The organism is Escherichia sp. E10V10 (genome assembly GCF_004211985.1).
GTDB lineage: Bacteria > Pseudomonadota > Gammaproteobacteria > Enterobacterales > Enterobacteriaceae > Escherichia.
Genome location: NZ_RHJO01000001.1, coordinates 114484 through 141237 on the forward strand (window position 1 = coordinate 114484; position 26754 = coordinate 141237).

Below are 26754 nucleotides of genomic sequence, written 5' to 3' on the forward strand. Positions count from 1 at the left end.
CGTGTAAAAAGATAAACGGCAGGAGATAATATCCTGCCGTTTTTTATTTATGCTGATTCGTCAATATCGAGACGGGCGAGGAAATTGCGAATTCCTTCACGTGACAAAAATTGCGCGACTTTTTCCTGCTCAATGTCTGTCATATTATCTATCGCGTTGATGATTTGTCGATACGCCGGGGCGCGTGCTCCAGGAGCGTATTCAGCAATTCTCTCTTCAGCTTCCATCAACATTGGTGTGTTATGGAACGCAGGCGTGTTCTGAATAAACTCGCAAACCTGCGAATCGACCAGAATAAGTCTGGCACGACCTCCTTTCACGCCGGGAAATCTTTCCGTTCTCCAGCCTTTTTCTCTGATCCAACGGTTAACAGTTTGTTTAGCCACACCCAGGCATTCCGCCAGCTCTTCGGTGGTCATTTTATTACGTAATCTTTTCATATTATTTGCTGTCGCGAATCCCTAAGCGTTGTAATAATCCGATAATCCCTTCCCGCAGAAGCAAGGATGTAAACTGTTTTTGTTCAAGAGGCGTCATCTCTTTCGCCAGCGTCACCAGCAGCACTTCAAGCGGCGTATCGGCAGACAGTTCAGGAGCTTCTCTTTGATCGTCCGGACGTTCTGCATTACGAATATATTCACGAACTTGTTTATTGACGTGAATCAGTCGGGCCTTGCCACCCTGGACACCTGGTTTTGGTGATGTCGTCCAGCCTTGCTTGCGTACCCATTTATTAATGGTCTGGCGGCTATAACCGGTCAGCCTGGCAAGTTCATCTGGCGTCATCCTCTCCTTGAACATAACAATTCCCTGAATGATTGCGGGTCTATTAGTGGTTCATTTTATAACACCACTTTACAAGAAACCGTGACAGGAATAACTACTGAATGCGAGCGACTATCCAAAATAGTTCATTTGCCTGATTTTTCAGCGATTGAAACTACGCCTTGCAATTTGCCGTTGACACATTCGGGCGGAATTCATATGATGCCGCCCGTCAACTCGACAAGCTTTACGTGATGGGGCTATAGCTCAGCTGGGAGAGCGCCTGCTTTGCACGCAGGAGGTCTGCGGTTCGATCCCGCATAGCTCCACCAAATTTTGCACCCAGCAAATTTGGTACGTAAACGACTCGTGGGGCTATAGCTCAGCTGGGAGAGCGCTTGCATGGCATGCAAGAGGTCAGCGGTTCGATCCCGCTTAGCTCCACCAAATTTCAAACCCTCGCTGCAAAGCGGGGGTTTTTTGTCTCTGCTTTTTGCCGCTTTTGTAATACAGTCTACCTCCCAGGCTAGTGTTGCCTGTTGGAAACATCATTGGATGAAATATCGGCAACAGGTCGGTCCCTGTTTGCTTCGCGATGCGAATAAACTTATTATTTGTGTGCCTTAAAACCCCGATCAGTGAGAGTAGTGTACTCATGTTTGTGGAGCATAACCTGATAAAAAATATCAAGATATTTGCACTAGCGTTTACGCTCACCGTGGTACTTATTCAGCTATCCCGTTTTATCTCGCCACTTGCTGTTATCCATTCCAGCTATATTTTCCTGGCGTGGATGCCACTGTGCGTAATGCTATCAATATTCTTTATCTTCGGCTGGCGCGGTGTCGTTCCCGTTTTATGTGGAATGTTTTGCACCAATCTGTGGAATTTTCATCTCTCATTTCTGCAAACCGCCGTCATGCTTGGCAGCCAGACGTTTGCTGTGCTGTGTGCCTGCGCAATATTACGCTGGCAGTTGGGAACGCGTTGGCGCTATGGATTAACCACCCGAAACGTATGGAAACGTCTCTTCTGGCTTGGTTTGGTGACGCCGTTCGGCATCAAAGGCAGCATGTATCTCGTGGGCAGGTTCTTTGATTTCCCACTAAAGATATCGACCTTTTTCGGCGATGCCGACGCGATTTTCACGGTCGTTGATTTACTAAGCCTTTTCACCGCCGTGTTGATTTACAACATGCTCTTTTACTATCTCACTCGCATGATTGTAAGTCCTCACTTTGCGCAGATATTGTGGCGCAGAGATATCGCACCGTCACTGAGTAAAGAAAAACGCACATTTACCTTAAGTTGGCTGGCGGCTCTTAGCGTTCTGCTACTTTTGATGTGCACGCCTTATGAAAACGACTTTATCGCCGGTTATCTGGTACCTGTTTTCTTTATCATCTTTACCCTTGGTGTCGGTAAACTTCGTTATCCGTTTTTAAATCTTACCTGGGCTGTATCGACGCTTTTCCTCCTGAATTACAACCAGAATTTTTTACAAGGGGTGGAAACAGAATATTCGCTGGCATTTATTCTCGCGGTGCTGATTTCCTTTAGCGTTTGCCTGCTTTACATGGTACGCATTTATTATCGTAGCGAATGGCTTAACCGTCGCTGGCATTTGCAGGCACTGACCGATCCGTTAACGCTATTACCCAACTTTCGTGCGCTGGAGCAATCGCAGGAGCAAGAGGCTGGTAAGAGTTTTTGCTGTCTGCGCATTGATAATCTTGAGTTTATGAGTCGCCATTACGGGTTAGTAATGCGCGTTCATTGTATCCGCTCAATTTACCGTACATTGCTGCCATTGATGCAGGAAAACGAAAAGTTGTATCAATTGCCGGGGAGCGAATTGCTGTTGGTACTGACTGGGCCGGAAACGGAAGGGCGGCTACAGCATATGGTTAACGTTCTCAACAGTCGGCAAATCCACTGGAACAACACCGGGCTGGATATGGGCTATGGTGCTGCCTGGGGACGTTTTGACGGTAATCAGGATACCCTGCAGCCAATGCTGGGGCAGTTAAGCTGGCTGGCAGAACAATCCTGCGTTCATCATCACGTGCTGGCGTTGGATAATCGAGAAGAGATTGCATCCGGGCAGACAACCAAACAGGTGTTGTTACTCAATACAATCCGTAAGGCGTTAGATAAGGGTGATTTGCTGCTCTATGCCCAGCCAATTCGCAACAAGGATGGAGAAGGTTACGATGAAATCCTTGCGCGTCTGAAATACGACGGCGGCATAATGACGCCTGATAAATTTTTGCCGCTTATTGCCCAATTTAACCTTAGCGCGCGATTCGATTTACAGGTGCTGGAATCCCTGCTGAAGTGGCTGGCAACCCACCCTTGCGACAAGAAAGGCCCGCGCTTTTCAGTCAATTTAATGCCGCTCACTCTGCTGCAAAAGAATATCGCCGGGCGAATTATTCGTCTGTTTAAACGTTACCGTGTCTCCCCGGAGGCTGTGATTATTGAGATCACCGAGGAGCAGGCGTTTTCTAACGCAGAAAGCAGCATGTACAACATCGAGCAGCTGCATAAGTTTGGTTTCCGGATTGCGATTGATGACTTTGGCACAGGCTATGCCAACTACGAACGGTTAAAACGTTTGCAGGCTGATATCATCAAGATTGATGGCGTCTTCGTTAAGGATATCGTCACTAATACACTGGATGCGATGATAGTGAGATCAATTACCGATCTGGCGAAAGCGAAGTCATTGAGTGTGGTCGCGGAGTTTGTCGAGACGCAACAGCAGCAGGCGCTATTGCATAAGCTCGGGGTGCAATATCTGCAAGGGTATTTAATTGGTCGCCCGCAACCATTAGTTGATTAACAGGCGTAAAAAAGCCGGGGAATTATCCCCGGCATTTGAGGTTGATGACAAACGGACAATTGCCTGATGCGCTGCGCTTATCGGGTCTGCATGGAAACACAATCTATTGAATTTGCGTTGTTTTGTCAGCTTGGTAGGGCATTTACGCCGCATCCGGCATAAACAAAGCGCACGTTGTCAACAAACTGAAGCCGGGGAATTATCCCCGGCTTTTTTAATGGATTCGCTTACAGTACCAGTGCTGCGATTGACGCAGACAGCACACTCACCAGCGTAGAGCCGTAAACCAGTTTCAGACCGAAGCGAGAAACCACGTTACCTTGCTCTTCGTTCAGGCCTTTAACGGCACCCGCGATAATCCCGATAGAAGAGAAGTTAGCGAAGGATACCAGGAACACAGAGAGGATACCTTCGGCACGCGGAGAGAGCGTGGAAGCAATTTTCTGCAGATCCATCATTGCAACGAACTCGTTGGAAACCAGTTTGGTTGCCATGATGCTGCCTACTTGCAGTGCTTCACTGGAAGGAACACCCATCACCCATGCAATTGGATAGAAGATGTAGCCCAGAATACCCTGGAAGGAGATGCTGTAGCCAAACCAGCCAGTCACGGTAGCAAACAGAGCGTTCAGTGCAGCGATCAGGGCGATAAAGCCGATCAGCATTGCGGCAACGATAATGGCTACTTTGAAGCCTGCCAGAATGTATTCACCCAGCATTTCGAAGAAGCTCTGGCCTTCGTGCAGGTCGGACATCTGAATGTTTTCTTCGCTGGCATCAACACGGTAAGGGTTGATCAGCGACAGCACGATAAAGGTGCTGAACATGTTCAGTACCAGCGCAGCAACTACGTATTTCGGTTCCAGCATGGTCATGTATGCACCAACGATGGACATAGAAACGGTGGACATCGCCGTGGCTGCCATGGTGTACATACGATTACGGGAGATTTTGCCGAGGATATCTTTATAGGCGATAAAGTTCTCGGACTGACCCAGAATCAGGGAGCTGACGGCGTTAAAGGATTCCAGTTTGCCCATGCCGTTGACTTTGGAGAGCAGGAAACCAATTGCACGGATAATCACCGGCAACACGCGAATGTGCTGGAGAATACCGATCAGCGCAGAGATAAAGACGATTGGGCATAGCACTTTCAGGAAGAAGAATGCCAGGCCTTGATCATTCATGCTACCAAAGACGAAGTTAGTCCCTTCGTTGGCAAATCCGAGCAGTTTTTCGAACATTTCGGAGAAGCCTTTCACGAAGCCCAGACCAACGTCGGAGTTCAGGAAGAACCACGCCAGTAACACTTCGATAACAAGCAGTTGAATAACATAACGGATACGAATTTTTTTGCGGTCGCTGCTTACCAGCAGTGCGAGAATCGCAACAACGGCAAGTGCCAGTACAAAATGAAGGACGCGGTCCATATTTGCTCCAAATATGAGGCAGGTTAAATTTCCGTGCACATTCTATGTAACATGGGTAAGGAAAACGAGATCTGACACACACTATAATGACGTCCTGTGACAAGCTTCAAAAATAGTGACCTGTCATACATTTTTTCTATGTTGTGTATGGAAGCTGAAAGTTATGTAAATGTGCTAACATTAAACATAATTATAACATTCAAATCATCAATCTTTTCGTAGTCATAATCCTGGTCTATCAGAGAAATCACCATAATCCATTTAAATGAATTTGATAATCATTCTCGTTTGACATAGCATGAAACATAGCAAAGGCTATGTTTTAGAGGCACAAGATGACGAACTATCGCGTTGAGAGTAGCAGCGGTCGGGCAGCGCGCAAGATGAGGCTCGCATTAATGGGACCTGCGTTCATTGCGGCAATTGGTTATATCGATCCCGGTAACTTTGCGACCAATATTCAGGCGGGCGCCAGCTTCGGCTATCAACTGCTGTGGGTGGTTGTCTGGGCCAACCTGATGGCGATGCTGATTCAGATCCTCTCGGCCAAACTCGGGATTGCCACTGGTAAAAATCTGGCGGAGCAAATTCGCGACCACTACCCACGTCCGCTAGTCTGGTTCTATTGGGTCCAGGCGGAAATTATTGCGATGGCGACCGATCTGGCGGAATTTATTGGTGCGGCGATCGGTTTCAAACTCATTCTTGGTGTTTCTTTATTGCAGGGGGCGGTGCTGACAGGTATCGCCACTTTCCTGATTTTAATGCTGCAACGTCGCGGGCAAAAACCGCTGGAGAAAGTGATTGGTGGGCTTCTGTTGTTTGTCGCGGCGGCCTACATTGTTGAGCTGATTTTCTCCCAACCGAATCTGGTGCAGTTGAGCAAAGGTATGGCGATACCGAGTTTACCGACCTCGGAAGCGGTCTTCCTGGCGGCTGGCGTGTTAGGGGCGACGATTATGCCGCATGTGATTTATCTTCACTCTTCGCTTACCCAGCATCTACACGGTGGTTCACGCCAGCAACGTTACTCTGCGACCAAATGGGATGTGGCGATTGCCATGACCATCGCTGGCTTTGTCAATCTGGCGATGATGGCAACGGCTGCCGCCGCGTTTCACTTTTCTGGTCATACTGGTGTTGCCGACCTTGATGAGGCTTACCTGACGCTGCAACCGCTGTTAAGTAATGCAGCGGCAACGGTTTTTGGTTTAAGTCTGGTGGCGGCGGGGCTTTCGTCAACGGTAGTGGGTACGTTGGCAGGGCAGGTGGTGATGCAGGGGTTCATTCGCTTTCATATTCCGCTGTGGGTACGCCGTACGGTAACCATGCTGCCGTCATTTATTGTCATTCTGATGGGATTAGATCCGACACGGATTCTGGTTATGAGCCAGGTGCTGCTCAGTTTTGGTATTGCTCTGGCGCTGGTGCCGCTGCTGATTTTCACCAGTGACAGCAAGTTGATGGGCGATCTGGTGAATAGCAAATGGGTTAAACAAATCGGCTGGATGATTGTGGTGCTGGTGGTAACGCTGAATATCTGGTTGTTGGTGGGAACGGCATTGGGGCTGTAGTTGAATGAGTGTCGCATCAGGCACCACTGGCGGATGCGGCGTAAAACGCCTTATCCGCCCTACGCGTTAAATGGAGCGGGTTTGTAGGCCTAATAAGACGCGCAAGCGTCGCATCAGGCACCACTGGCGGATGCGGCGTAAAACGCCTTATCCGCCCTACGCGTTAAATGAAGTGGGTTTGTAGGCCTGCTAAGACGCGCAAGCGTCGCATCAGGCATTGCGCTCCATTAGCGAATGTGTTTAATGACGATGCCCATGTCCACGGCCTTTTCCGCGATGATCATCACGGTCGCGCCAGCCTTCGCGATAGCCACGCTCATACGCTTTACGCTTATCCCAGCCACGGTGATAGCCATTATCATGACGCCACCAGCGGTTTTTACGCCATTCATAATTACGGTGCCAGTAGTCACGATCGCGCCAGTGGCCGCCGTCCCAGTAGTTACCATAATTATCGCGATCGCCAATTTGTAATTTAATTGATGGCAGTAAGGTAATTTCACCTGCGTTTGCTGCAAGCGGGATAAATGCCATCAGGGCGGCCGCCAGAAACAGTGACCTGAACATTGTTATTCTCCTTCACGATCGAAGCCGTCAGCGGCCTGTTAACGCAATATTACGGGGAGGTAAAGCCCCGTTTCATCGCCATAACTCTTAAATCATAAGGGAGAGCATTTTTTGCTAAAGGTTATCGTGGGGTGGCTGTTGTTTTGGACGATTCACCATCATCATCGGTTTACCTGCCAGTAATAACCATGCCGGAAGCATGACGATACACAGTAGCGGTAACAATGTGGAATCAGGTACAACGACCGCCGCCATAAACAAACTTAGCCAGCCATCGCGCGTTACCACCAGTACGAGGCCGAGAATCGCGCAGGAAACGGTAATGGCCGCTGGAACGGCGGGAACGTGCGCATGCAGCATCAAACCTAACGCTACGCCGACAAATACCGCCGGGAAGATTCGCCCGCCGCGAAACCCGCTGGCGGCGGCAATGACCAGGGCGGCAAGTTTGATTACCGCCAGCAATAAGTAATCGCTGGTGCTGAAAGCCTGATTTGTCACCATCTGCTGCATCTCGTCCAGCCCTTTAAATAGCGAAACAGGCCCACCAATAACACCCAGAATACCGAGAATAAAGCCGCCAATCCCCAGCATGAGGACCGGATTTTTAATCTGATGCATCATCGCGTGCACCCGTGGGAAACACCACACTGCAACCATACCTGCCGCAATGGCGATCGCCGTCACAATTGCACCACTGATAATGTCTGCTAACTGCATCTGTCCGTAATGAGCAATGGGCAGCGAAAAATGAGGATGGATAAACAATCCGGTGGTTAGTGCGCCAGCCGCCGCTGCCATTAACGGCGCAAAGAGACGATCCCAAAGTGGAACGTCGTGGCTGCCATTTAAGGTTTGCGAAAATATCAACGCCGCCGCAACAGGAGTGCCAAACAGTGCGCCGATGGTGCCCGCAGAGGCTAAAATAGTCCACTCCATCCGGTTCACTCGTGGTAACAGACGCGCGCCAATCGCCACCGCGAGGGCGATATTGACGGTCATAATGGGATGTTCCGGCCCAAGACTGACGCCGCCCGCAAGACCGAGAATTAATGCTACGATCAGTCCTGGTAGCGCAGAGGGGGGGACTGGCGCGCCAATCAGCGCTTCACAGGCAGGATCCGGCCCGGCATGACCCCGGCTGAAACGGATGACTAGCCCAACAGCAGCCCCTGTCAGCGTTAAAATTCCGATGATCCAGAGCGGTGAATCCTGGGCTATCCCCAGACTTCCCGGCAGTCGTTGCCAGAGCAGATTCTGTAATACCGAGGCGATTTTCATTACCACCATCAGAATAAGACTGGACGCAATCCCAATTGCCAGAGCGGGGAGCGATAATAACAACATGGTTCTGGCTCGCGGATGGAGCATGTTCTATTCCTTTATGCGGGTTCAGATATTTAGTTTGCCCAGCTTGCATAAAGACATCGCTGCAATTGGTGCTGAAACGATAAAGTAAATGTGTGACCCAGATCGATATTTACAGGGAGCCCGCCTCTACGGCGTTGTTGTTATGCCCCCATGAACTTACAGTGTGAGAAAGAATTATTTTGACTTTAGCGGAGCAGTTGAAGAATGACAAAGTATGCATTAGTCGGTGATGTGGGCGGTACTAACGCACGTCTTGCTCTGTGTGATATTGCCAGTGGTGAAATCTCGCAGGCTAAAACCTATTCAGGGCTTGATTATCCCAGCCTTGAAGCGGTCATTCGCGTTTATCTTGAAGAGCATAAAGTCGAGGTGAAAGATGGCTGCATCGCCATCGCTTGCCCAATTACCGGTGACTGGGTGGCAATGACCAACCACACCTGGGCGTTTTCGATTGCCGAAATGAAAAAGAATCTCGGTTTTAGCCATCTGGAAATTATTAACGATTTTACCGCTGTATCGATGGCGATCCCGATGCTGAAAAAAGAGCATCTGATTCAGTTTGGCGGCGCAGAACCGGTTGAAGGTAAACCTGTCGCGGTGTACGGTGCCGGGACAGGGCTTGGGGTTGCACATCTGGTCCATGTCGATAAACGCTGGGTAAGCCTGCCTGGTGAAGGTGGTCACGTTGATTTTGCGCCAAACAGTGAAGAAGAAGCCATTATCCTTGAAATACTGCGCGCGGAAATTGGCCATGTCTCGGCTGAACGCGTGCTCTCTGGCCCTGGTCTGGTAAATCTGTATCGCGCGATTGTGAAAGCCGACAACCGCCTGCCGGAAAATCTCAAGCCAAAAGATATTACCGAACGCGCGTTGGCTGACAGCTGCACTGATTGCCGTCGTGCGTTGTCACTGTTCTGCGTCATTATGGGGCGTTTTGGCGGCAATCTGGCGCTCAATCTCGGAACATTTGGCGGCGTCTATATTGCGGGCGGTATCGTGCCGCGCTTCCTTGAGTTCTTCAAAGCCTCCGGTTTCCGTGCCGCTTTTGAAGACAAAGGGCGCTTTAAAGATTATGTTCATGATATTCCGGTCTATTTAATTGTGCACGATAACCCTGGGCTTCTCGGTTCCGGTGCACATTTACGCCAGACCTTAGGCCACATTCTGTAAATCCTTCCTGTCATATCGGGAGGTGACTCTCCCGATAATCTTTTAAATCAAACAGTTAATTCAATTTTTCTTTGTGTCTCTTCACAAGGCCGACCTGCGTCACACTTCCGCACTACGGGATTAATTCTCCAGTAAATGCATTATTTATCTGGTAACGGCAATTTGTTTTGCACGTTCATAATTTCATTCGTCAACTATAAACGAACGAGGAAATAACGATGAGTAAGAAACTGATTGCCTTATGTGCCTGCCCAATGGGCCTAGCTCACACCTTTATGGCCGCCCAGGCACTGGAAGAAGCGGCGGTGGAAGCCGGCTATGAAGTGAAAATTGAAACTCAGGGCGCGGATGGTATCCAGAACCGCCTGACGGCGCAGGATATCGCCGAAGCGACCATCATCATTCATTCCGTGGCAGTAACACCAGAAGATAACGAACGTTTCGAATCACGCGACGTTTATGAAATCACTTTGCAGGACGCAATTAAAAACGCTGCGGGCATCATCAAAGAAATCGAAGAGATGATTGCCGCTGAACAACAGTAATATTCGACAGGGATAATTATTATGGCCATTAAAAAACGCAGTGCAACCGTTGTGCCTGGCGCATCCGGTGCGGCAGCGGCAGTTAAGAATCCGCAGGCCTCTAAAACCAGCTTCTGGGGTGAACTCCCGCAGCATGTGATGTCAGGGATTTCACGCATGGTGCCGACCTTAATTATGGGCGGCGTGATCCTCGCTTTCAGCCAGCTGATTGCTTATAGCTGGCTTAAAATTCCTGCTGAGATCGGCATCATGGATGCTCTTAATAGCGGGAAATTTTCCGGTTTCGACCTCTCCTTACTGAAATTTGCCTGGCTGTCGCAGTCCTTTGGCGGCGTGCTGTTTGGCTTTGCCATTCCGATGTTTGCTGCTTTTGTGGCGAACTCTATCGGTGGCAAACTGGCGTTCCCGGCTGGTTTTATCGGCGGCTTGATGTCTACCCAGCCGACGCAACTGCTGAACTTCGATCCCAGCACTATGCAATGGGCGACCTCTTCGCCGGTGCCGTCCACCTTCATTGGTGCGCTGATTATATCTATCGTTGCGGGTTACCTCGTGAAGTGGATGAACCAGAAAATCCAGTTACCGGATTTCCTGTTAGCGTTCAAAACCACATTTTTGCTACCGATTCTTTCCGCCATTTTTGTCATGCTGGCGATGTACTACGTGATCACGCCGTTTGGTGGCTGGATCAACGGCGGTATCCGTACCGTGCTGACCGCTGCTGGTGAGAAGGGCGCGCTGATGTACGCAATGGGCATTGCTGCGGCGACCGCAATCGACTTGGGTGGTCCAATCAACAAAGCAGCTGGTTTCGTCGCCTTCAGCTTTACCACCGACCATGTATTACCAGTCACCGCGCGTTCTATCGCTATCGTTATTCCGCCGATTGGTCTGGGTCTGGCGACCATTATCGACCGTCGTTTAACCGGCAAACGCCTGTTCAACGCCCAGCTTTATCCGCAGGGTAAAACCGCGATGTTCCTGGCGTTTATGGGGATCAGTGAAGGTGCGATTCCGTTTGCGCTGGAAAGCCCCATCACCGCCATTCCGTCCTATATGGTTGGCGCGATTGTCGGTTCCACTGCTGCTGTCTGGCTGGGTGCAGTGCAATGGTTCCCGGAATCCGCTATCTGGGCGTGGCCGCTGGTCACTAATCTGGGCGTCTATATGGCGGGGATCGCGCTGGGAGCAATCATTACTGCGCTGATGGTGGTGTTCCTGCGTCTGATGATGTTCCGCAAAGGCAAATTGTTAATCGATAGCCTGTAAGAAGGAAAAATCCAGATGACATTACTCGCTTCGCTGCGCAACTGGCTTAAGACGCAACAACTGGATGCGGTGCTTATCTCCTCACGGCAGAACAAACAGCCGCATCTGGGGATCTCCACCGGATCAGGTTATGTGGTGATTAGCCGTGAAAGTGCGCACATTCTGGTGGACTCGCGCTATTACGCGGATGTAGAAGCCCGCACGCAAGGTTACCAGCTGCATTTGCTCGACGCGATGCACACGCTTGCCACCATCGTCAGGCAAATCATTGCCGATGAGCAATTGCAAACGCTCGGTTTTGAAGGCCAGCAGGTGAGTTGGGAAACCGCGCACCGCTGGCAGTCTGAACTCAATGCGAAACTGGTAAGTGCCACGCCGGATGTGCTGCGGCAAATCAAAACGCCAGAGGAGGTGGAGAAAATCCGCCTCGCCTGTGGGATTGCCGATCGCGGTGCAGAGCATATTCGCCGCTTTATTCAGGCGGGAATGAGCGAATGCGAGATAGCCGCTGAACTGGAGTGGTTTATGCGCCAGCAGGGCGCAGAAAAAGCCTCTTTTGACACCATTGTCGCCAGTGGCTGGCGTGGGGCGCTGCCGCACGGCAAAGCCAGCGACAAGATTGTTGCAGCGGGCGAGTTTGTCACTCTTGATTTTGGTGCGCTGTATCAGGGCTACTGCTCTGATATGACGCGCACCTTGCTGGTGAATGGCGAAGGGGTGAGCGCCGAATCTCACCCGCTGTTTGATGTGTATAACATTGTCCTGCAGGCACAGCTCGCGGCAATCTCCGCGATTCGCCCCGGTGTGCGCTGCCAGCAGGTTGACGATGCCGCGCGCCGGGTGATTACAGAAGCCGGTTATGGCGACTATTTCGGTCATAACACCGGTCATGCTATCGGCATTGAAGTCCATGAAGATCCGCGTTTTTCACCGCGGGACACCACGACGCTACAGCCAGGCATGTTACTGACCGTGGAGCCGGGAATTTATTTGCCAGGGCAAGGGGGCGTGCGCATCGAGGATGTCGTGCTGGTCACCCCGCAAGGCGCAGAAGTGCTCTACGCCATGCCGAAAACAGTGTTGCTCACGGGAGAGGCATAATGGATTTATCGCTATTAAAAGCGTTGAGTGAGGCAGATGCGATCGCCTCCTCGGAACAGGAAGTACGGCAGATCCTGCTGGATGAAGCGGATCGCCTGCAAAAAGAAGTGCGATTTGATGGTCTGGGATCGGTGCTGATCCGCCTCAATGAATCGACAGGTCCGAAGGTGATGATCTGCGCGCATATGGACGAAGTGGGATTTATGGTGCGCAGCATCTCCCGCGAAGGGGCGATTGATGTGCTGCCGGTTGGCAATGTGCGCATGGCTGCCCGCCAGCTGCAGTCGGTGCGGATCACTACCCGTGAAGAGTGCAAAATTCCCGGTCTGCTTGATGGCGAGCGGCAGGGGAATGATGTCAGCGCCATGCGCGTGGACATTGGCGCGCGCTCGTATGACGACGTGATGCAGGCGGGAATTCGTCCAGGCGATCGCGTCACGTTTGATACTACTTTTCAGGTTCTCCCCCACCAGCGGGTGATGGGGAAAGCCTTTGATGACCGCCTCGGTTGCTATCTGCTGGTGACGTTACTGCGCGAACTGCACGACGCCGAATTGCCTGCGGAAGTGTGGCTGGTGGCAAGTTCCAGCGAAGAGGTGGGATTACGCGGCGGGCAAACTGCCACCCGCGCGGTGTCGCCGGATGTCGCTATTGTGCTCGATACCGCCTGCTGGGCGAAAAACTTTGATTATGGCGCGGCTAACCATCGCCAGATAGGTTACGGACCGATGCTGGTGTTAAGCGATAAGTCACTGATTGCGCCGCCAAAACTTACCGCGTGGATCGAAACTGTGGCGGCAGAAATTGGCGTGCCGTTACAGGTGGATATGTTCAGTAACGGCGGCACGGACGGTGGAGCGGTGCACTTAACCGGTACTGGCATACCCACAGTGGTGATGGGGCCAGCAACCCGCCATGGACATTGCGCCGCATCGATTGTCGACTGCCGCGACATTTTGCAGATGCAGCAGCTTTTATCTGCCCTTATTCAACGTCTTACCCGTGAGACGGTTGTTCAACTGACGGATTTCAGATGATCTCCTGATTAACCCGGAGCGGTTATGCTAACAATTCAATTTCTCTGTCCTTTGCCTAACGGTCTACATGCTCGTCCGGCGTGGGAACTTAAAGAACAGTGCAGCCAGTGGCAAAGCGAAATCACCTTTATCAACCATCGCCAGAACGCAAAGGCCGATGCTAAAAGCTCGCTGGCGCTGATTGGCACCGGCACCTTATTTAATGACAGTTGCAGCCTGAACATTAGCGGCAGCGATGAAGAGCAGGCGCGGCGCGTGCTGGAAGAGTACATCCAGGTGCGCTTTATCGACAGCGACAGCGTCCAGCCGACGCAGGCAGAACTGACGGCGCACCCGCTGCCGCGTTCATTAAGCCGCCTGAACCCTGATTTACTGTACGGCAATGTGCTGGCAAGCGGCGTCGGCGTGGGTACGCTGACCCTGTTACAGAGCAACAGCCTCGACAGTTACCGGGCGATCCCGGCCAGTGCGCAAGACTCCACCTGGCTGGAGCACAGCCTGGCAACGCTTGCCGAGCAACTGAATCAGCAACTGCGCGAGCGTGACGGCGAAAGCAAAACCATTCTCAGCGCCCATTTGTCGCTGATTCAGGATGATGAGTTTGCGGGCAATATCCGTCGCCTGATGACAGAACAGCATCAGGGGCTGGGGGCGGCGATCATCAACAATATGGAGCAGGTTTGCGACAAGCTTTCTGCTTCTGCCAGCGATTATCTGCGCGAACGTGTTAGCGACATTCGCGATATCAGCGAACAGTTGCTGCATATCATCTGGCCGGAACTGAAGCCGCGCAACAATCTGGTGCTTGAAAAACCGACCATTCTGGTGGCTGAAGATTTAACCCCAAGCCAGTTTTTGAGCCTCGATTTGAAAAATCTCGCAGGCATGATTCTGGAGAAAACCGGGCGCACCTCGCATACTCTGATTCTGGCCCGCGCCTCGGCGATCCCCGTTCTTAGCGGCCTGCCGCTGGATGCGATTGCCCGTTATGCTGGGCAACCGGCGGTGCTTGACGCCCAGTGCGGCGTACTGGCGGTAAATCCTGATGACGCGGTGAGTGGTTATTATCAGGTTGCGCAGACACTGGCGGATAAACGCCAGCAGCAACAGGCGCAGGCCGCCGCGCAGCTGGCCTATTCCCGTGATAACAAGCGTATTGATATTGCGGCGAATATTGGCACTGCTCTGGAAGCACCTGGCGCGTTTGCTAACGGCGCGGAAGGCGTCGGGCTGTTCCGTACCGAAATGCTCTATATGGATCGTGACAGCGCGCCGGACGAACAGGAGCAATTTGAAGCCTACCAGCAGGTGCTACTGGCGGCGGGTGACAAGCCGATTATCTTCCGTACGATGGACATCGGCGGTGATAAAAGCATTCCTTACCTCAACATTCCCCAGGAAGAGAACCCGTTCCTCGGCTATCGTGCGGTACGTATTTACCCGGAATTTGCGGGCCTGTTCCGCACTCAACTGCGGGCCATTTTGCGCGCCGCCAGTTACGGCAACGCCCAGTTGATGATCCCGATGGTCCACAGTCTCGATCAGATCTTATGGGTGAAGGGCGAGATCCAAAAAGCGATCGTTGAGCTTAAGCGCGATGGCCTGCGTCATGCAGAGACGATTACGCTTGGGATCATGGTGGAAGTGCCGTCGGTGTGCTACATCATCGATCACTTCTGCGATGAGGTCGATTTCTTCAGTATCGGCTCCAACGATATGACCCAGTATCTGTATGCGGTCGATCGTAATAACCCGCGCGTATCGCCGCTGTATAACCCGATTACGCCATCGTTTCTACGCATGTTGCAGCAGATAGTTACCACTGCGCATCAGCGGGGCAAATGGGTAGGTATTTGCGGTGAACTGGGCGGTGAAAGCCGTTATCTGCCGCTTCTGTTTGGGCTGGACCTGGACGAGTTAAGCATGAGTAGCCCACGCATTCCGGCGGTGAAAAGCCTGCTTCGTCAACTGGATAGCGAGGCGTGTCGGGAACTGGCACGTCAGGCATGTGAATGCCGCAGCGCGCAGGAAATTGAAGCGTTACTCACCGCGTTTACGCCGGAAGAAGACGTTCGCCCACTGCTGGCGCTGGAGAATATCTTCGTTGATCAGGACTTTAGCAATAAAGAGCAGGCGATTCAGTTCCTGTGCGGTAACCTCGGCGTTAACGGGCGCACTGAACATCCGTTCGAGCTGGAAGAAGATGTCTGGCAGCGAGAAGAGATTGTTACTACTGGCGTCGGTTTTGGCGTGGCGATCCCGCACACTAAATCTCAGTGGATCCGTCATTCCAGTATCAGCATTGCCCGGCTGGTGAAACCGGTTGACTGGCAGTCAGAAATGGGCGAAGTCGAACTGGTGATCATGCTGACGCTGGGCGCTAACGAAGGGATGAATCATGTGAAAGTCTTCTCGCAGCTGGCGCGTAAACTGGTGAATAAAAACTTCCGCCAGTCGCTGTTTGCCGCGCAAGATGCACAAAGTATTCTGACGTTGCTGGAAACGGAATTAACCTTCTGAAGTTAGCCCTGAAAACGTGCGCTGTACTCTCCCGGCGTCAGACCAAACTGACGCCGGAAAACGCGACAAAAATAGTCGCTATCCGGAAAACCGCAACGCTGTGCCACTTCATGAATCGACAGATGATATTTCTGTAATATCATCCTCGCCTTCGCCATTCGCACCCAACGCACATACTCGATAAAACGCATTGTTCCATGCTGCGCAAACAGTTTTGACAGATGATTGGGCGTGATATTAAAAAACTGCGCCACACTCTCGCGGGTGAGTGGTTGGGCGTAGTTATCCTGAACCCAGTTACAAATGCTGTGGTAGAGAAAATCGCCGCGCGGTTGCGAATTGCCCGGTGGCATGTTGACCACGTTGCGGCAAAGATGCAGCAAACTTAACACCAACGGTTGAATGATACTCTGCTCCAGTGGCGAACGGCTGAGATGGGTGAGGGCGGTAAGCATTGCTTCACCTTCGCCGCGTTGCAGGCTGGGAAGTTGGATCTGGCGAACAGGATGCAACAACGACGTGGTGCGGCTATCGTAAAACGATAACCCCAGCCAGGTCGGCGCAAACACCAGGCTTAACAGCATTACCGGTTTGTGGTTGACCGGTAAATTAGCCGCGCGCGCCGGAATAAACAGCATTTCTCCTTCCACCATACGCTGCTGCTTTGCTTCCAGCAGATTGCCATATTCGCCGCGCAGCACAATATCCAGTCGGGGAAAATCAATACACAAACTGCCTACCGGCAGCGAGGCGGGCTGGCAGGCAAACCAGACGCGCCCAAGCAGTTGCGGGTTAAGCACCAGGCCGCTGAACAGATCGGCGAAAAATTGTTGATCGGCGGGCAAGCCTGCTGCTTTCATGAAAGTTCCCGATTACAGATGCATTAACTGGCGGAATTCTTTAACTTTGCTGCGGCTGACTGGCACTTCAAAATCCAGATCTTTCAGCCGCAGAATATAGGTATTATTAAACCACGGTTCTATCTCGCGGATTTTGTTCAGGTTGACGCAAAACGAGCGATGGCAGCGGAAAAAGTGCGACGACGGCAGTTTGCTGCAAAACTCGGTGATGTTCATTGGCATCACATAAGATTCACGCCGCGTATAGACAAAGGTCATTTTCTCGTGCGCTTCGGCATAGTAGATATCATTAACCGGCGTCACGATGAGGCGTTCATCTTTCACCAGATTGATGGTGTCATTCTCACGCGTTAACGGCACAGTGGGCATGCTGCTGGTTTGCTGTTGCTGCCAGGCGGCTTCCAGCTTTTGCAGCATCCCGGTAATCCGTGACTCCTGATACGGTTTGAGAATGTAGTCAAACGCCTCCAGTTCAAACGCTTCCACCGCATGTTCTTTCCACGCGGTGATAAACACAATAAACGGCTTATGGGCGAACTGGCTGATGTTTTGTGCCAGCAGCACTCCATCCAGCGACGGAATATTAATATCCAGAAAAATGGCGTCGACGCGGTTATGCTGCAAAAACTTCAACACGTCCAGACCGTCGTCAAAGGTGCCGACAATCTCCATCTGGCTGTGCTCTTTAATAAGCCAGCTAAGTTCCTGTTGTGCCAGGAATTCGTCTTCAACAATGATGACTTTCACAATATCACTCCGGCTCAAAGCAATAACGTAGCCTGTGAGGCGACAGGGGTGCGTTGGTTAGGAATGTAAAACGCAATTTCCGTTCCTGGTTCCAGGCGGCGGATATGCAGCCCCTCGCCATATAACAACTTCACGCGATGATGCACATTCAGCAGGCCGATTTTATTGCCCGGCATTTCATTCGCTTCGACCCGCTCAATCACCTTTGGATCGATGCCATGCCCGGTATCTCTTACCGCAATACGGACCCGATTACCGCACTCCGCAACGCTGATGGTGACAACCCCTTTTCCCTTGCAAGGCTGAATACCGTGGACAATGGCGTTCTCCACTAACGGCTGGATCAGCAGACTGGGAATACAGCAATTCACCTCTTCATCAATATCATAGATAACCGTCAGCTTGTCGCCAAAGCGGGCCTGCTCAATGGCGATATAGTCTTTAATTTGGTACAGCTCTTTTTTGATATCAATTTGCTCATCGTCTTTTAATTCAATGTTATAGCGCAGATAGCGCGACAAATTAAAGATTAGCTGGCGAGCAGTGTCTGGATTCAGACGAATCGACGATGAAATAGCGTTCAGAGCGTTAAACAGAAAATGGGGATTAATTTTGCTTTGCAGGGCGCGAAGCTCTGCCTTATTTGCCATTTCCCGTAGCTGCTCGGCGCGAGAAACCTCCAGTTGGGTAGAGATGATTTGCGACAAACCGACCGCCATTTCCTGTAATGATGACGTAATCTGGTGCGCGTGGCAGTAGTAAATTTTCAGTGTTCCGGTCACCACGCCTTTCTCCCACAATGGGATCACCAGCATGGAATGAATCTCTGGTGTGCGGTGGGCTTCATCATTGTTTTTAATAATGATTTTCCCGTAATTCATCGCCTGGCGGGTAGTCGGGCTAATGAAGTCATCGCCATTCTGATAGTTGTGTTCGCCCACGCCGACATACGCCAGCACATGATCGGTATTGGTGATTGCTACCGCGTCAGCGTGAATGTCATCGCGGATAATTTCGCAAACTTTACGTAATGATTCGCTATTCACATGGCGAAACAGCGGCAGGGTTTTATTGGCGATATCCAGCGCCAGCTTGGCCTGGCGCGCGGCACTGGCTTCTTTTTCTCCCTCAACGCTTTGTACCAGCAGCACAATAAAGCCGATACAGACACTGCCGAGGATCATCGGGATACCGATTTTGGAGACGATATCCAGCCCCAGCTCAGTGGTCGGCGCCCAGACAATCACCAGAATCATGGTCAACGTTTCACAGAGCATGCCGCCGAGAATACCGACGCGCCAACGCTGCGCTTTAGGGATTTTCAGGTTGATCCAACCAGAGATGCATCCCGCCAGAATACTGGTGATAAAGCAGGGGATAGCCGTCACGCCGCCGATATCAATTAAATAACGATGAATACCTGCGATTACCCCGGTAATAATGCCTACCCATGGGCCAAACAGAATCCCGCCTGACATCACCGCAATAATACGCACGTTAACCAGCGAACCTTCCACCGGTACGCCGGACCAGGTGCTGAACAAGGCGAACATCGAGAAAATGGCGGTAACAGCGAGTAGCTCTTTCGCTGAGTGCGCCGACTTGTGCAACAGCTCGCGAAACAGGCGGATACGAATGAGGAAAAACAGGCAGATAAGCATTAGCGCTGCCCGATCGAAGACCGCCAGCAGCATGTTGAATATTTCGTGCACGGGTGACTCTGAATAAGGTTTAAACCTCTATGATAGGTAACCTGAAGGCTGATGACCAGTGCGCTACTTTTGAGGAAAAACCACAAATTTAAAAGGGGATTGAAAGATAAATGGTGTACTGGCAATACATCTCTTGTCAGCATCAAGCCAATTAGTAAATTTATTGAAATTATATTGTTAATGTAATGGGTGATAATTTTCTTGTTGGCGAATCTGACTTTCCTGTTTTTAAGGTTTTGTTCCTCTTTTTTCGCATTGATAAAAATTTTCCAAAACGCTGGACAGACAGAAATTAATCAGGCTATTTTCAAAACAGCCACCATCGTGGCAGCGTCGCTCGGACGGTCCGGGCGCTAACGTTAATCTGAGGAAATTATGGCTGACACTCGCCCTGAACGTCGCTTTACGCGCATTGATCGTCTCCCGCCCTACGTTTTTAACATTACCGCTGAACTGAAGATGGCTGCGCGTCGGCGCGGCGAAGATATTATCGATTTCAGCATGGGTAACCCAGACGGTGCGACTCCGCCGCATATTGTCGAAAAATTATGTACTGTGGCGCAGCGACCGGACACACACGGTTACTCCACCTCACGCGGTATTCCTCGGTTACGTCGCGCGATTTCCCGCTGGTATCAGGAACGTTACGACGTTGAAATCGACCCGGAATCAGAAGCCATCGTCACCATCGGTTCGAAAGAGGGGCTGGCGCACCTGATGCTGGCGACGCTCGATCACGGTGACACGGTGCTGGTGCCGAATCCAAGCTACCCCATTCATATTTATGGCGCGGTGATTGCTGGTGCTCAGGTACGTTCAGTGCCGCTGGTGGAAGGTGTCGATTTTTTCAACGAACTGGAACGCGCTATTCGTGAAAGTTATCCGAAACCAAAGATGATGATCCTTGGCTTCCCGTCAAACCCAACCGCGCAATGCGTGGAACTGGAGTTTTTCGAAAAAGTAGTGGCGCTGGCGAAACGCTACGATGTACTGGTGGTCCATGACCTGGCCTATGCGGATATCGTCTACGATGGCTGGAAAGCGCCGTCAATCATGCAGGTGCCGGGCGCACGTGACGTAGCGGTCGAGTTCTTTACGCTGTCGAAAAGCTACAATATGGCGGGCTGGCGTATCGGCTTTATGGTCGGCAATAAAACACTGGTCAGCGCGTTGGCGCGCATCAAAAGCTATCACGATTACGGCACCTTTACGCCATTACAGGTTGCCGCCATCGCGGCGCTGGAAGGCGATCAGCAGTGTGTGCGTGATATTGCTGAACAGTATAAGCGTCGCCGCGATGTGCTGGTAAAAGGGCTGCATGAAGCGGGCTGGATGGTTGAAATGCCGAAAGCCTCGATGTATGTCTGGGCGAAAATCCCGGAACCGTATGCGGCAATGGGCTCGCTGGAATTTGCCAAGAAGCTGCTTAACGAAGCGAAAGTGTGTGTCTCACCCGGCATCGGCTTTGGCGACTACGGCGACACGCATGTACGCTTTGCACTGATTGAAAACCGTGATCGTATTCGTCAGGCCATCAGAGGGATTAAAGCGATGTTCCGTGCCGACGGTTTACTGCCCGCCAGCAGCAAACATATTCACGAAAACGCGGAATAAACACCATCGCCAGAAATGCAAACAGGAGCCTGATGGCTCCTGTTTTTCGTTTCGCAGTTTACTTTTAGATCATCAGGGCAAAAGTACCGGCCCAAACGATGACCATAAAAGAAATGCCCATAAAGAAATATTTCACTTTACATCTCTCCGCGTAATTACTGTTACGCCTGAATGACTTCATTACACCTGTTACAGTGAGCTGACACCCGCGGGCATCACCTCAGAATTCTGAGCATATTGGCTCGAGACGGCGCTAATGTACGCCTAAAACTAAATCGAAACAAGTGGCATTTTCTTATTTACTTTTAGTAACTTACGAGTGTCGCATATCGGCGACAGATTGATTTCTGGAAGTAATAATTCACGACTCAGCGAAGGGAAAAATCTTAAGAAAAAAGCCATAAAAACCATGATGTTATTATGGCTTATCTGAGGAGGGAAAAAGCCTGGGTTATTTGTTAAACGTATAACGAGGCTTCACCCACCGGACGCGTTTTGAAGCGGCGATGGATCCAGAGATACTGCTCTGGTGCGCGCATAATCTCTTTCTCAATAATTTTGTTCATATAGGCGGCGGCCTGAATTTCATCAGCCGGATAGCCTTCCATTTCTGGCGTAATAAACAGACGGTAACCGCTATAATCGGTTTTTCGTACCATCGTCACAGTTAGCATAGCTGCGCCAGAGAGGCGAGAGAGAACGTAGGTGCCATTGGTTGTAGCAACATTTTCTACCGCAAAGAACGGCGCGAAGGAGCTACCTTTACGACCATAATCCTGGTCAGGTGCAAACCATACGGCTTCACCTTTTTTCAGCGCACTGACAATGCCGCGCAGATTATTTCTACCGATCATCGCTTTATTGGAACGCATGCGACCACGGGTTTGTACCCATTCCATCAGTTGATTATTATGCGGACGGTAAGTTGCCATCATCGGTTGGCAAAGCCCCATTACGCGGCCACCCAACTCCAGCGACATAAAGTGCACACCGACAACCATCACGCCACGATTTTGCATTTGCGCGCGTTGCAGGTTATCCAGCCCTTCGACATCAAACCATTTACGCACGCGACGATCTGGCCAGAACCACGCCATTCCGGTTTCTACCAACGCCATTCCGAGCGAGCGAAAGTTGTCGGTAATCATCTTCTCGCGCTCTTCGGAGGAAAGCTGCGGGAAACAAAGCTCAAGGTTTTTGCGGGCGATGGATTCGCGACGTTTCAAGAACGGTCTGGCCATTGTGCCGATACGCGTGCCAAGGAAGCACAGAACAGGGTAAGGAAGTTGTACCCAAAGCCAGAGTACGCCAAGACCAAACCACGTCAGCCAGTAGCGAGGATGCAGGAACTCGCGGGAAAATTTGCATTGTGGAAACATAGTTACCTTCTGTAGATACGAATTGTTGTATCGCAGAAGATTCCATGTCTACAGCGGTACACTCAATTGATTGGGCCATCATGTACGACAATGGTTCCTGTAAAGAGTGTAAAGACTAGTCAGGACATAACCACGAGGAGCATGAATACGGTATTTCTATTTTATCACTAGCTGATTATTTTCAGCTAGTGATTATTTATTGCTCAAGTGAATATTTTTCAGTGATTTACAGTCATGTCGATAATATATTGTTTTTATTAATATTTTGCTGAAATTGCCAGTGGTTAAGAATTGTCTTACTATTGGAGCAATTGAAGTAACACGTTTTTTAGCACGGCAGGAGGTTGAGCTATGATTTATTTATGGATGTTTCTCGCCCTGTGTATCGTCTGCGTTAGCGGATATATCGGTCAGGTATTAAATGTAGTTTCTGCTGTCTCTTCATTCTTCGGCATGGTCATCCTTGCCGCACTCATTTATTACTCCACGATGTGGTTAACCAGTGGCAATGAGTTGGTCACGGGAATATTTATGTTTCTTGCACCAGCCTGCGGATTGATGATTCGCTTTATGGTGGGGTATGGAAGGCGGTAATCAAGACGTTAACGTGGTGTCCCCTGCAGGAATCGAACCTGCAATTAGCCCTTAGGAGGGGCTCGTTATATCCATTTAACTAAGAGGACAGCGCGGCATGAGTATACCCGCTAATGGACTGCGGGGTAAGTACACTGCCGCTCGATTGCTTAAACGCTCGCCACTCATGCCGGATTTTTATCATTTTTCTTAATGTTTTCCGCACGTTCTGCTTTCTGACGTGCTTCTTCTTTTCGCTTATTGCTCATGTCGTTGCGAATTTGCGCATGACTCATCAACGCGAAGATAAAGGTGCCGCCACAGATGTTTCCCGCCAGAGTGGGAAGCGCAAATGGCCAGACAAAATCGCTCCAGTGTAGTGTGCCGTTAAATACCAGATAGAGGATCTCTACGGAACCGACAACGATATGAGTGGTGTCTCCCAGGGCGATAAGCCAGGTCATCAAAATAATCACTACTATTTTTGCCGCACCCGCCGCCGGAAACATCCATACCATAGTAGCTATTAGCCAGCCGGAAATGATCGCATTGGCAAACATCTCGCTGGGCGAGTTCTTCATCACATCCATGCCGATTTTGACAAACGCATCGCGGGTTTCTTCATCAAAAATAGGCATATACTCAAAAGCCCACGCCGCAATACCCGTTCCCAGAATATTACCTAACAGAACAACGCCCCAAAGTCGCAGCAATAAACCAACATTGCCCATTGTCGGTTTTTGCATTACGGGCAGTACCGCAGTAACTGTATTCTCGGTGAATAATTGCTGGCGCGCCATAATAACGATAATAAAACCAAAGGTATAACCGAGATTCTCCAGCAAGAAACTCCCTGGCACGCCTTCCAGTTCGACATGAAATATCCCTTTTGCCAGTAGCGATGCACCCATCGACAGACCTGCTGCAATAGCTGACCACAGTAGCGCCATTGCGTCGCGTTCCAGCTCTTTTTCGCCGTCCTGACGGATATGCTCGTGGATAGCCATTGCCCGGGAAGGGAGCCGATCTTCATCTATTTCAATTTTTTTTCCGCGCTCTTTTTCTTCACTCTCGACTTCAATTTCGTCGCTGTGTTTATCAATTTTATCGTTATCCATGGTGAGTTCTCTTGATTAGCACGTATAGCTAAAGCGTAGCGGCTTTTTTGCTCGCAACTGGCGGGAGTTACTCTGAAAATGAATAAAAGGCAACGTTTGCCTTTTTCTGTTTCTATAGAATCAAGTAGCCTACAGGGCGGTGATTACCAGGCTATGATCAAATCAGCAAAACAGGGCGTATGGACATCATTTGACGTGCTGTTACAATCGCCCACACCTAAACAGGCGGATACGGTATCGTTCCGTCATGGATGGCAAACTGCATAAGCCATAAAAAAAACAGGGAGACATTTATGAAGCTTCGCCTGTCGGCGCTTGCTCTGGGAACTACGCTTCTGGTGGGGTGTGCGAGTTCCGGAACAGATCAGCAAGGGCGTTCTGACCCGTTAGAAGGGTTCAACCGCACCATGTACAATTTTAACTTCAATGTGTTAGACCCGTATGTGGTTCGACCGGTGGCTGTCGTGTGGCGTGATTATGTTCCGCAACCGGCACGTAATGGGTTAAGCAACTTTACTGGCAACCTTGAAGAACCTGCAGTGATGGTTAACTACTTCCTGCAGGGCGACCCTTATCAGGGGATGGTCCACTTTACCCGCTTTTTCCTGAACACTATTTTGGGGATGGGGGGTTTTATTGATGTTGCTGGGATGGCGAATCCGAAACTGCAACGAACGGAACCTCACCGTTTTGGTAGCACGCTCGGTCACTATGGCGTGGGGTATGGGCCTTATGTTCAGTTACCGTTCTACGGTAGCTTCACGCTGCGAGATGACGGCGGTGATATGGCTGATGGCCTCTATCCAGTGCTTTCGTGGTTGACCTGGCCGATGTCGGTAGGTAAATGGACGCTTGAAGGTATCGAAACGCGTGCGCAACTGCTGGATTCTGATGGCCTGCTTCGTCAGTCGTCCGATCCTTACGTCATGGTGCGCGAGGCGTACTTCCAGCGTCATGATTTCATCGCCAATGGCGGAGAGCTCAAACCGCAGGAAAACCCGAACGCGCAAGCGATTCAGGATGATTTAAAAGATATCGATTCTGAATAAGAAGCCAATAAAAAAGGTGAGTTGAAAAACTCACCTTTTTTGTTATTAAACTAACGTGTTATTAGAACGCGTAGTTAAAGTTAGTACCGAACAGCCAGGCTTTACCTTCAGATTCGAAGGAATAAGCTGCCGCTCCTTCACCTTCGGTGAATTTCACTTTCTGACCATGCATATAAGATGCGCCAACGTCAATGGATGCATCTTCATTAAATGCGTAGGTTAACCCAGCACTTAACCACAAACGATCCTGGTCAGGAATGGAAATAGAACGTTTATCTGCCGGAACCGGGCTGTCGTCATAAGCGATACCGGTACGGAAGGTCCAGTTTTTATCGTAATAGTAGGTTGTACCCAACGCGATACGATATGCGTCCCGGAATCCTTCATCTTTGTAGAACAGAGTCTGACCACTATCGCCTTTCGCTTTCAGTTCCTGGAACTGGCTCCAACTGGTATAGGCCATGCTGTAGTGAATTGCCCACTGCGGCGCAACACGGTTATAACCAGAAATCTCCCACATCTCAGGTAAATTCAGCGTCAGGGACCCATTTTGGGTTGCACCCATCGTGCCATATGGTAAGCCCATGTTACCCAAAATATTGTTCAGATTTGGGTTAATGGAGCTTTTGTAATCCCCTTCGAAGTCGATTTTAACTTCTGAACGATATGTCAGGCCCCAACGGTTATCTTTATCCAGTTCATAAAGAATACCCGCGTTCCAGCCAAAGCCCCATTCGTCACCTTTCAGATGAGCAATTTGAGAGTCCGGAGTATTAATACCATTGGTTAATGAAGCGGGTACACCTTGGGCAATCAGCTGTTGAGACAACAAAGGTCCCAGCGAACCTGCGTAACGCTCAATTTTTGCCTTGGCGTAAACAGCATCAAAACCAAGACCAAAACTCCAGCTATTGTTAAGGCGATAAGCCCCGCTAAGGTTAAGGTTGATTGTCTGCAGATCGGTTTTACCGCCATAGATACCAGCTGCGTAGTTATCGGTAAATTCCGTAGCCAGGCCGTAGTTGGAAGTTATTGACGCTCCCCAACCAAACTGATCGTTAATAGGCGCGACAAAGTGCAGGTTAGGTACCCACGCTGTCGGCGCGATATTTTTAGCATTTGCACTCTGACCGGTTAAATTAGAATGTCCGGTAATATCTACATCCGGGTCAATATAAACCGCGCCTGCTGAAAAAGTTGGGCGGTCAAACATGGTAATCAACGCGGGGTTACGGCTGACGTTACCGGCATCATCGGCAATTGCGCCTTCCCCTGAATAAGCCCGGCCCAGGCCTGAGGAAGAAAATTCGTTTAGCTGAAAGCCTGCCGACCAGGCCTGGGTGGAGATAAGTGCCACTGCGACTGCGAGAGCAGACTTTGTAAACAGGGTTTTCTGGCTCATGACCATAACCTCAATAATTTATTTTTATACAAACTATGTTACGTGCTGTAACAGGAGCGCGAAGTGTAGGGTCTGATGTACATCTTAGAAATCAGACCAGTGGCGA

24 protein-coding genes and 3 tRNA genes are annotated in these 26754 nt (G+C 50.4%); 14 read left to right on the forward strand and 13 right to left on the reverse strand.

Going from position 1 to position 26754, the window contains the following annotated elements; all coding sequences use genetic code 11:
• Nucleotides 1–47: 47 nt before the first annotated feature.
• The gene (locus tag D9736_RS00485; RefSeq protein ID WP_130257433.1) at nucleotides 48–440 is read right to left on the reverse strand and encodes a YfeC-like transcriptional regulator; all 393 of its coding nucleotides are present in this window, start codon (nucleotides 438–440) and stop codon (nucleotides 48–50) included.
• Nucleotide 441: 1 nt separating this feature from the next.
• Nucleotides 442–801 (reverse strand): YfeC-like transcriptional regulator, encoded by a 360-nt coding sequence (locus tag D9736_RS00490; RefSeq protein ID WP_130207360.1) that lies wholly within the window; start codon nucleotides 799–801, stop codon nucleotides 442–444.
• 220 nt (nucleotides 802–1021) lie between these two features.
• On the opposite strand from D9736_RS00490, the gene D9736_RS00495 reads away from it, so the two are divergent.
• From D9736_RS00495 to D9736_RS00510, 3 genes are all read left to right on the forward strand, one after another.
• Nucleotides 1022–1097 (forward strand) — tRNA-Ala (locus D9736_RS00495).
• Nucleotides 1098–1136: 39 nt separating this feature from the next.
• Nucleotides 1137–1212: transfer RNA gene (locus D9736_RS00500), tRNA-Ala, on the forward strand.
• A 208-nt stretch (nucleotides 1213–1420) separates the two neighbouring features.
• On the forward strand, nucleotides 1421–3610 hold the full coding sequence (locus D9736_RS00510) for a sensor domain-containing phosphodiesterase (protein ID WP_130257435.1): 2190 nt from the start codon (nucleotides 1421–1423) through the stop codon (nucleotides 3608–3610).
• 227 nt (nucleotides 3611–3837) lie between these two features.
• Here the strand turns inward: D9736_RS00510 and nupC are convergent, their stop codons facing one another.
• Nucleotides 3838–5040 (reverse strand): nucleoside permease NupC, encoded by a 1203-nt coding sequence (gene nupC, locus D9736_RS00515; protein ID WP_064526382.1) that lies wholly within the window; start codon nucleotides 5038–5040, stop codon nucleotides 3838–3840.
• A 335-nt stretch (nucleotides 5041–5375) separates the two neighbouring features.
• Here nupC and D9736_RS00520 point away from each other — a divergent pair, with 335 nt between their 5' ends.
• Nucleotides 5376–6614, forward strand: coding sequence for an Nramp family divalent metal transporter (locus tag D9736_RS00520; RefSeq protein ID WP_130257436.1), 1239 nt, complete (start codon nucleotides 5376–5378; stop codon nucleotides 6612–6614).
• A 240-nt stretch (nucleotides 6615–6854) separates the two neighbouring features.
• On the opposite strand, the gene ypeC is transcribed toward D9736_RS00520, so the two are convergent.
• Together ypeC and D9736_RS00530 are read right to left on the reverse strand one after the other, a co-directional pair.
• Nucleotides 6855–7181, reverse strand: a complete 327-nt coding sequence (gene ypeC, locus D9736_RS00525; protein ID WP_130216879.1) for a DUF2502 domain-containing protein YpeC — start codon at nucleotides 7179–7181, stop codon at nucleotides 6855–6857.
• A gap of 114 nt (nucleotides 7182–7295) precedes the next feature.
• On the reverse strand, nucleotides 7296–8552 hold the full coding sequence (locus tag D9736_RS00530; RefSeq protein ID WP_130257437.1) for an ion channel protein: 1257 nt from the start codon (nucleotides 8550–8552) through the stop codon (nucleotides 7296–7298).
• 204 nt (nucleotides 8553–8756) lie between these two features.
• Here D9736_RS00530 and glk point away from each other — a divergent pair, with 204 nt between their 5' ends.
• The 6 genes from glk to ptsP all read left to right on the forward strand — a co-directional run bounded on the left by glk (nucleotide 8757) and on the right by ptsP (nucleotide 16194).
• Nucleotides 8757–9722: a glucokinase gene (gene glk, locus D9736_RS00535; RefSeq protein ID WP_130216883.1), complete on the forward strand. Its 966-nt coding sequence runs from the start codon at nucleotides 8757–8759 to the stop codon at nucleotides 9720–9722.
• A 218-nt stretch (nucleotides 9723–9940) separates the two neighbouring features.
• Entirely contained in the window at nucleotides 9941–10267 is a 327-nt protein-coding gene (locus D9736_RS00540) for a PTS fructose transporter subunit IIB (protein ID WP_000038455.1), read from the forward strand.
• Between the two features lie 21 nt (nucleotides 10268–10288).
• The gene (locus tag D9736_RS00545; RefSeq protein WP_130257438.1) at nucleotides 10289–11536 is read left to right on the forward strand and encodes a PTS fructose transporter subunit IIC; all 1248 of its coding nucleotides are present in this window, start codon (nucleotides 10289–10291) and stop codon (nucleotides 11534–11536) included.
• 15 nt (nucleotides 11537–11551) lie between these two features.
• The gene (gene ypdF / locus D9736_RS00550; protein ID WP_130257439.1) at nucleotides 11552–12637 is read left to right on the forward strand and encodes an aminopeptidase; all 1086 of its coding nucleotides are present in this window, start codon (nucleotides 11552–11554) and stop codon (nucleotides 12635–12637) included.
• On the forward strand, nucleotides 12637–13674 hold the full coding sequence (gene ypdE, locus D9736_RS00555; RefSeq protein WP_130257440.1) for an aminopeptidase: 1038 nt from the start codon (nucleotides 12637–12639) through the stop codon (nucleotides 13672–13674). The genes ypdF and ypdE overlap by 1 nt, the downstream gene beginning before the upstream one ends.
• 24 nt (nucleotides 13675–13698) lie before the next feature.
• Nucleotides 13699–16194 (forward strand): phosphoenolpyruvate--protein phosphotransferase, encoded by a 2496-nt coding sequence (gene ptsP / locus D9736_RS00560; protein ID WP_130257441.1) that lies wholly within the window; start codon nucleotides 13699–13701, stop codon nucleotides 16192–16194.
• Between the two features lie 2 nt (nucleotides 16195–16196).
• Here ptsP and D9736_RS00565 read toward each other — a convergent pair whose 3' ends face one another.
• From D9736_RS00565 to ypdA, 3 genes are read right to left on the reverse strand one after another with little or no spacing between them, the layout of a single operon-like run.
• Nucleotides 16197–17054 carry an AraC family transcriptional regulator gene (locus D9736_RS00565; RefSeq protein ID WP_130257442.1) on the reverse strand — a complete coding sequence of 286 codons (858 nt, stop codon included), beginning with the start codon at nucleotides 17052–17054 and terminating at the stop codon, nucleotides 16197–16199.
• A gap of 12 nt (nucleotides 17055–17066) precedes the next feature.
• Complete coding sequence (ypdB, locus tag D9736_RS00570; protein ID WP_130257443.1) at nucleotides 17067–17801, reverse strand: two-component system response regulator YpdB; 735 nt, start codon at nucleotides 17799–17801, stop codon at nucleotides 17067–17069.
• 14 nt (nucleotides 17802–17815) lie between these two features.
• Entirely contained in the window at nucleotides 17816–19513 is a 1698-nt protein-coding gene (ypdA, locus tag D9736_RS00575) for a two-component system sensor histidine kinase YpdA (protein WP_130207334.1), read from the reverse strand.
• Nucleotides 19514–19888: 375 nt separating this feature from the next.
• Between ypdA and alaC the strand changes: the two genes are divergently transcribed.
• Entirely contained in the window at nucleotides 19889–21127 is a 1239-nt protein-coding gene (alaC, locus tag D9736_RS00580) for an alanine transaminase (RefSeq protein ID WP_000785951.1), read from the forward strand.
• 64 nt (nucleotides 21128–21191) lie between these two features.
• Here the strand turns inward: alaC and ypdK are convergent, their stop codons facing one another.
• The gene (gene ypdK / locus D9736_RS00585; protein WP_010723117.1) at nucleotides 21192–21263 is read right to left on the reverse strand and encodes a membrane protein YpdK; all 72 of its coding nucleotides are present in this window, start codon (nucleotides 21261–21263) and stop codon (nucleotides 21192–21194) included.
• 322 nt (nucleotides 21264–21585) lie between these two features.
• On the reverse strand, nucleotides 21586–22506 hold the full coding sequence (gene lpxP / locus D9736_RS00590; RefSeq protein ID WP_064526419.1) for a kdo(2)-lipid IV(A) palmitoleoyltransferase: 921 nt from the start codon (nucleotides 22504–22506) through the stop codon (nucleotides 21586–21588).
• A gap of 351 nt (nucleotides 22507–22857) precedes the next feature.
• On the opposite strand from lpxP, the gene D9736_RS00595 reads away from it, so the two are divergent.
• Nucleotides 22858–23100, forward strand: coding sequence for a YfdY family protein (locus tag D9736_RS00595; RefSeq protein ID WP_130216891.1), 243 nt, complete (start codon nucleotides 22858–22860; stop codon nucleotides 23098–23100).
• Between the two features lie 14 nt (nucleotides 23101–23114).
• Here D9736_RS00595 and D9736_RS00600 read toward each other — a convergent pair.
• Nucleotides 23115–23189 (reverse strand) — tRNA-Arg (locus tag D9736_RS00600).
• Nucleotides 23190–23264: 75 nt separating this feature from the next.
• The gene (locus D9736_RS00605; protein ID WP_130207308.1) at nucleotides 23265–24197 is read right to left on the reverse strand and encodes a formate/nitrite transporter family protein; all 933 of its coding nucleotides are present in this window, start codon (nucleotides 24195–24197) and stop codon (nucleotides 23265–23267) included.
• Between the two features lie 78 nt (nucleotides 24198–24275).
• Here D9736_RS00605 and D9736_RS23445 point away from each other — a divergent pair, with 78 nt between their 5' ends.
• Both D9736_RS23445 and mlaA read left to right on the forward strand, forming a co-directional pair.
• Entirely contained in the window at nucleotides 24276–24464 is a 189-nt protein-coding gene (locus D9736_RS23445) for a hypothetical protein (RefSeq protein WP_130207306.1), read from the forward strand.
• A gap of 26 nt (nucleotides 24465–24490) precedes the next feature.
• On the forward strand, nucleotides 24491–25246 hold the full coding sequence (mlaA, locus tag D9736_RS00615) for a phospholipid-binding lipoprotein MlaA (protein WP_130207304.1): 756 nt from the start codon (nucleotides 24491–24493) through the stop codon (nucleotides 25244–25246).
• A 61-nt stretch (nucleotides 25247–25307) separates the two neighbouring features.
• Here mlaA and fadL read toward each other — a convergent pair whose 3' ends face one another.
• Nucleotides 25308–26648 carry a long-chain fatty acid transporter FadL gene (gene fadL, locus D9736_RS00620; RefSeq protein WP_024212665.1) on the reverse strand — a complete coding sequence of 447 codons (1341 nt, stop codon included), beginning with the start codon at nucleotides 26646–26648 and terminating at the stop codon, nucleotides 25308–25310.
• Nucleotides 26649–26754: the final 106 nt, after the last annotated feature.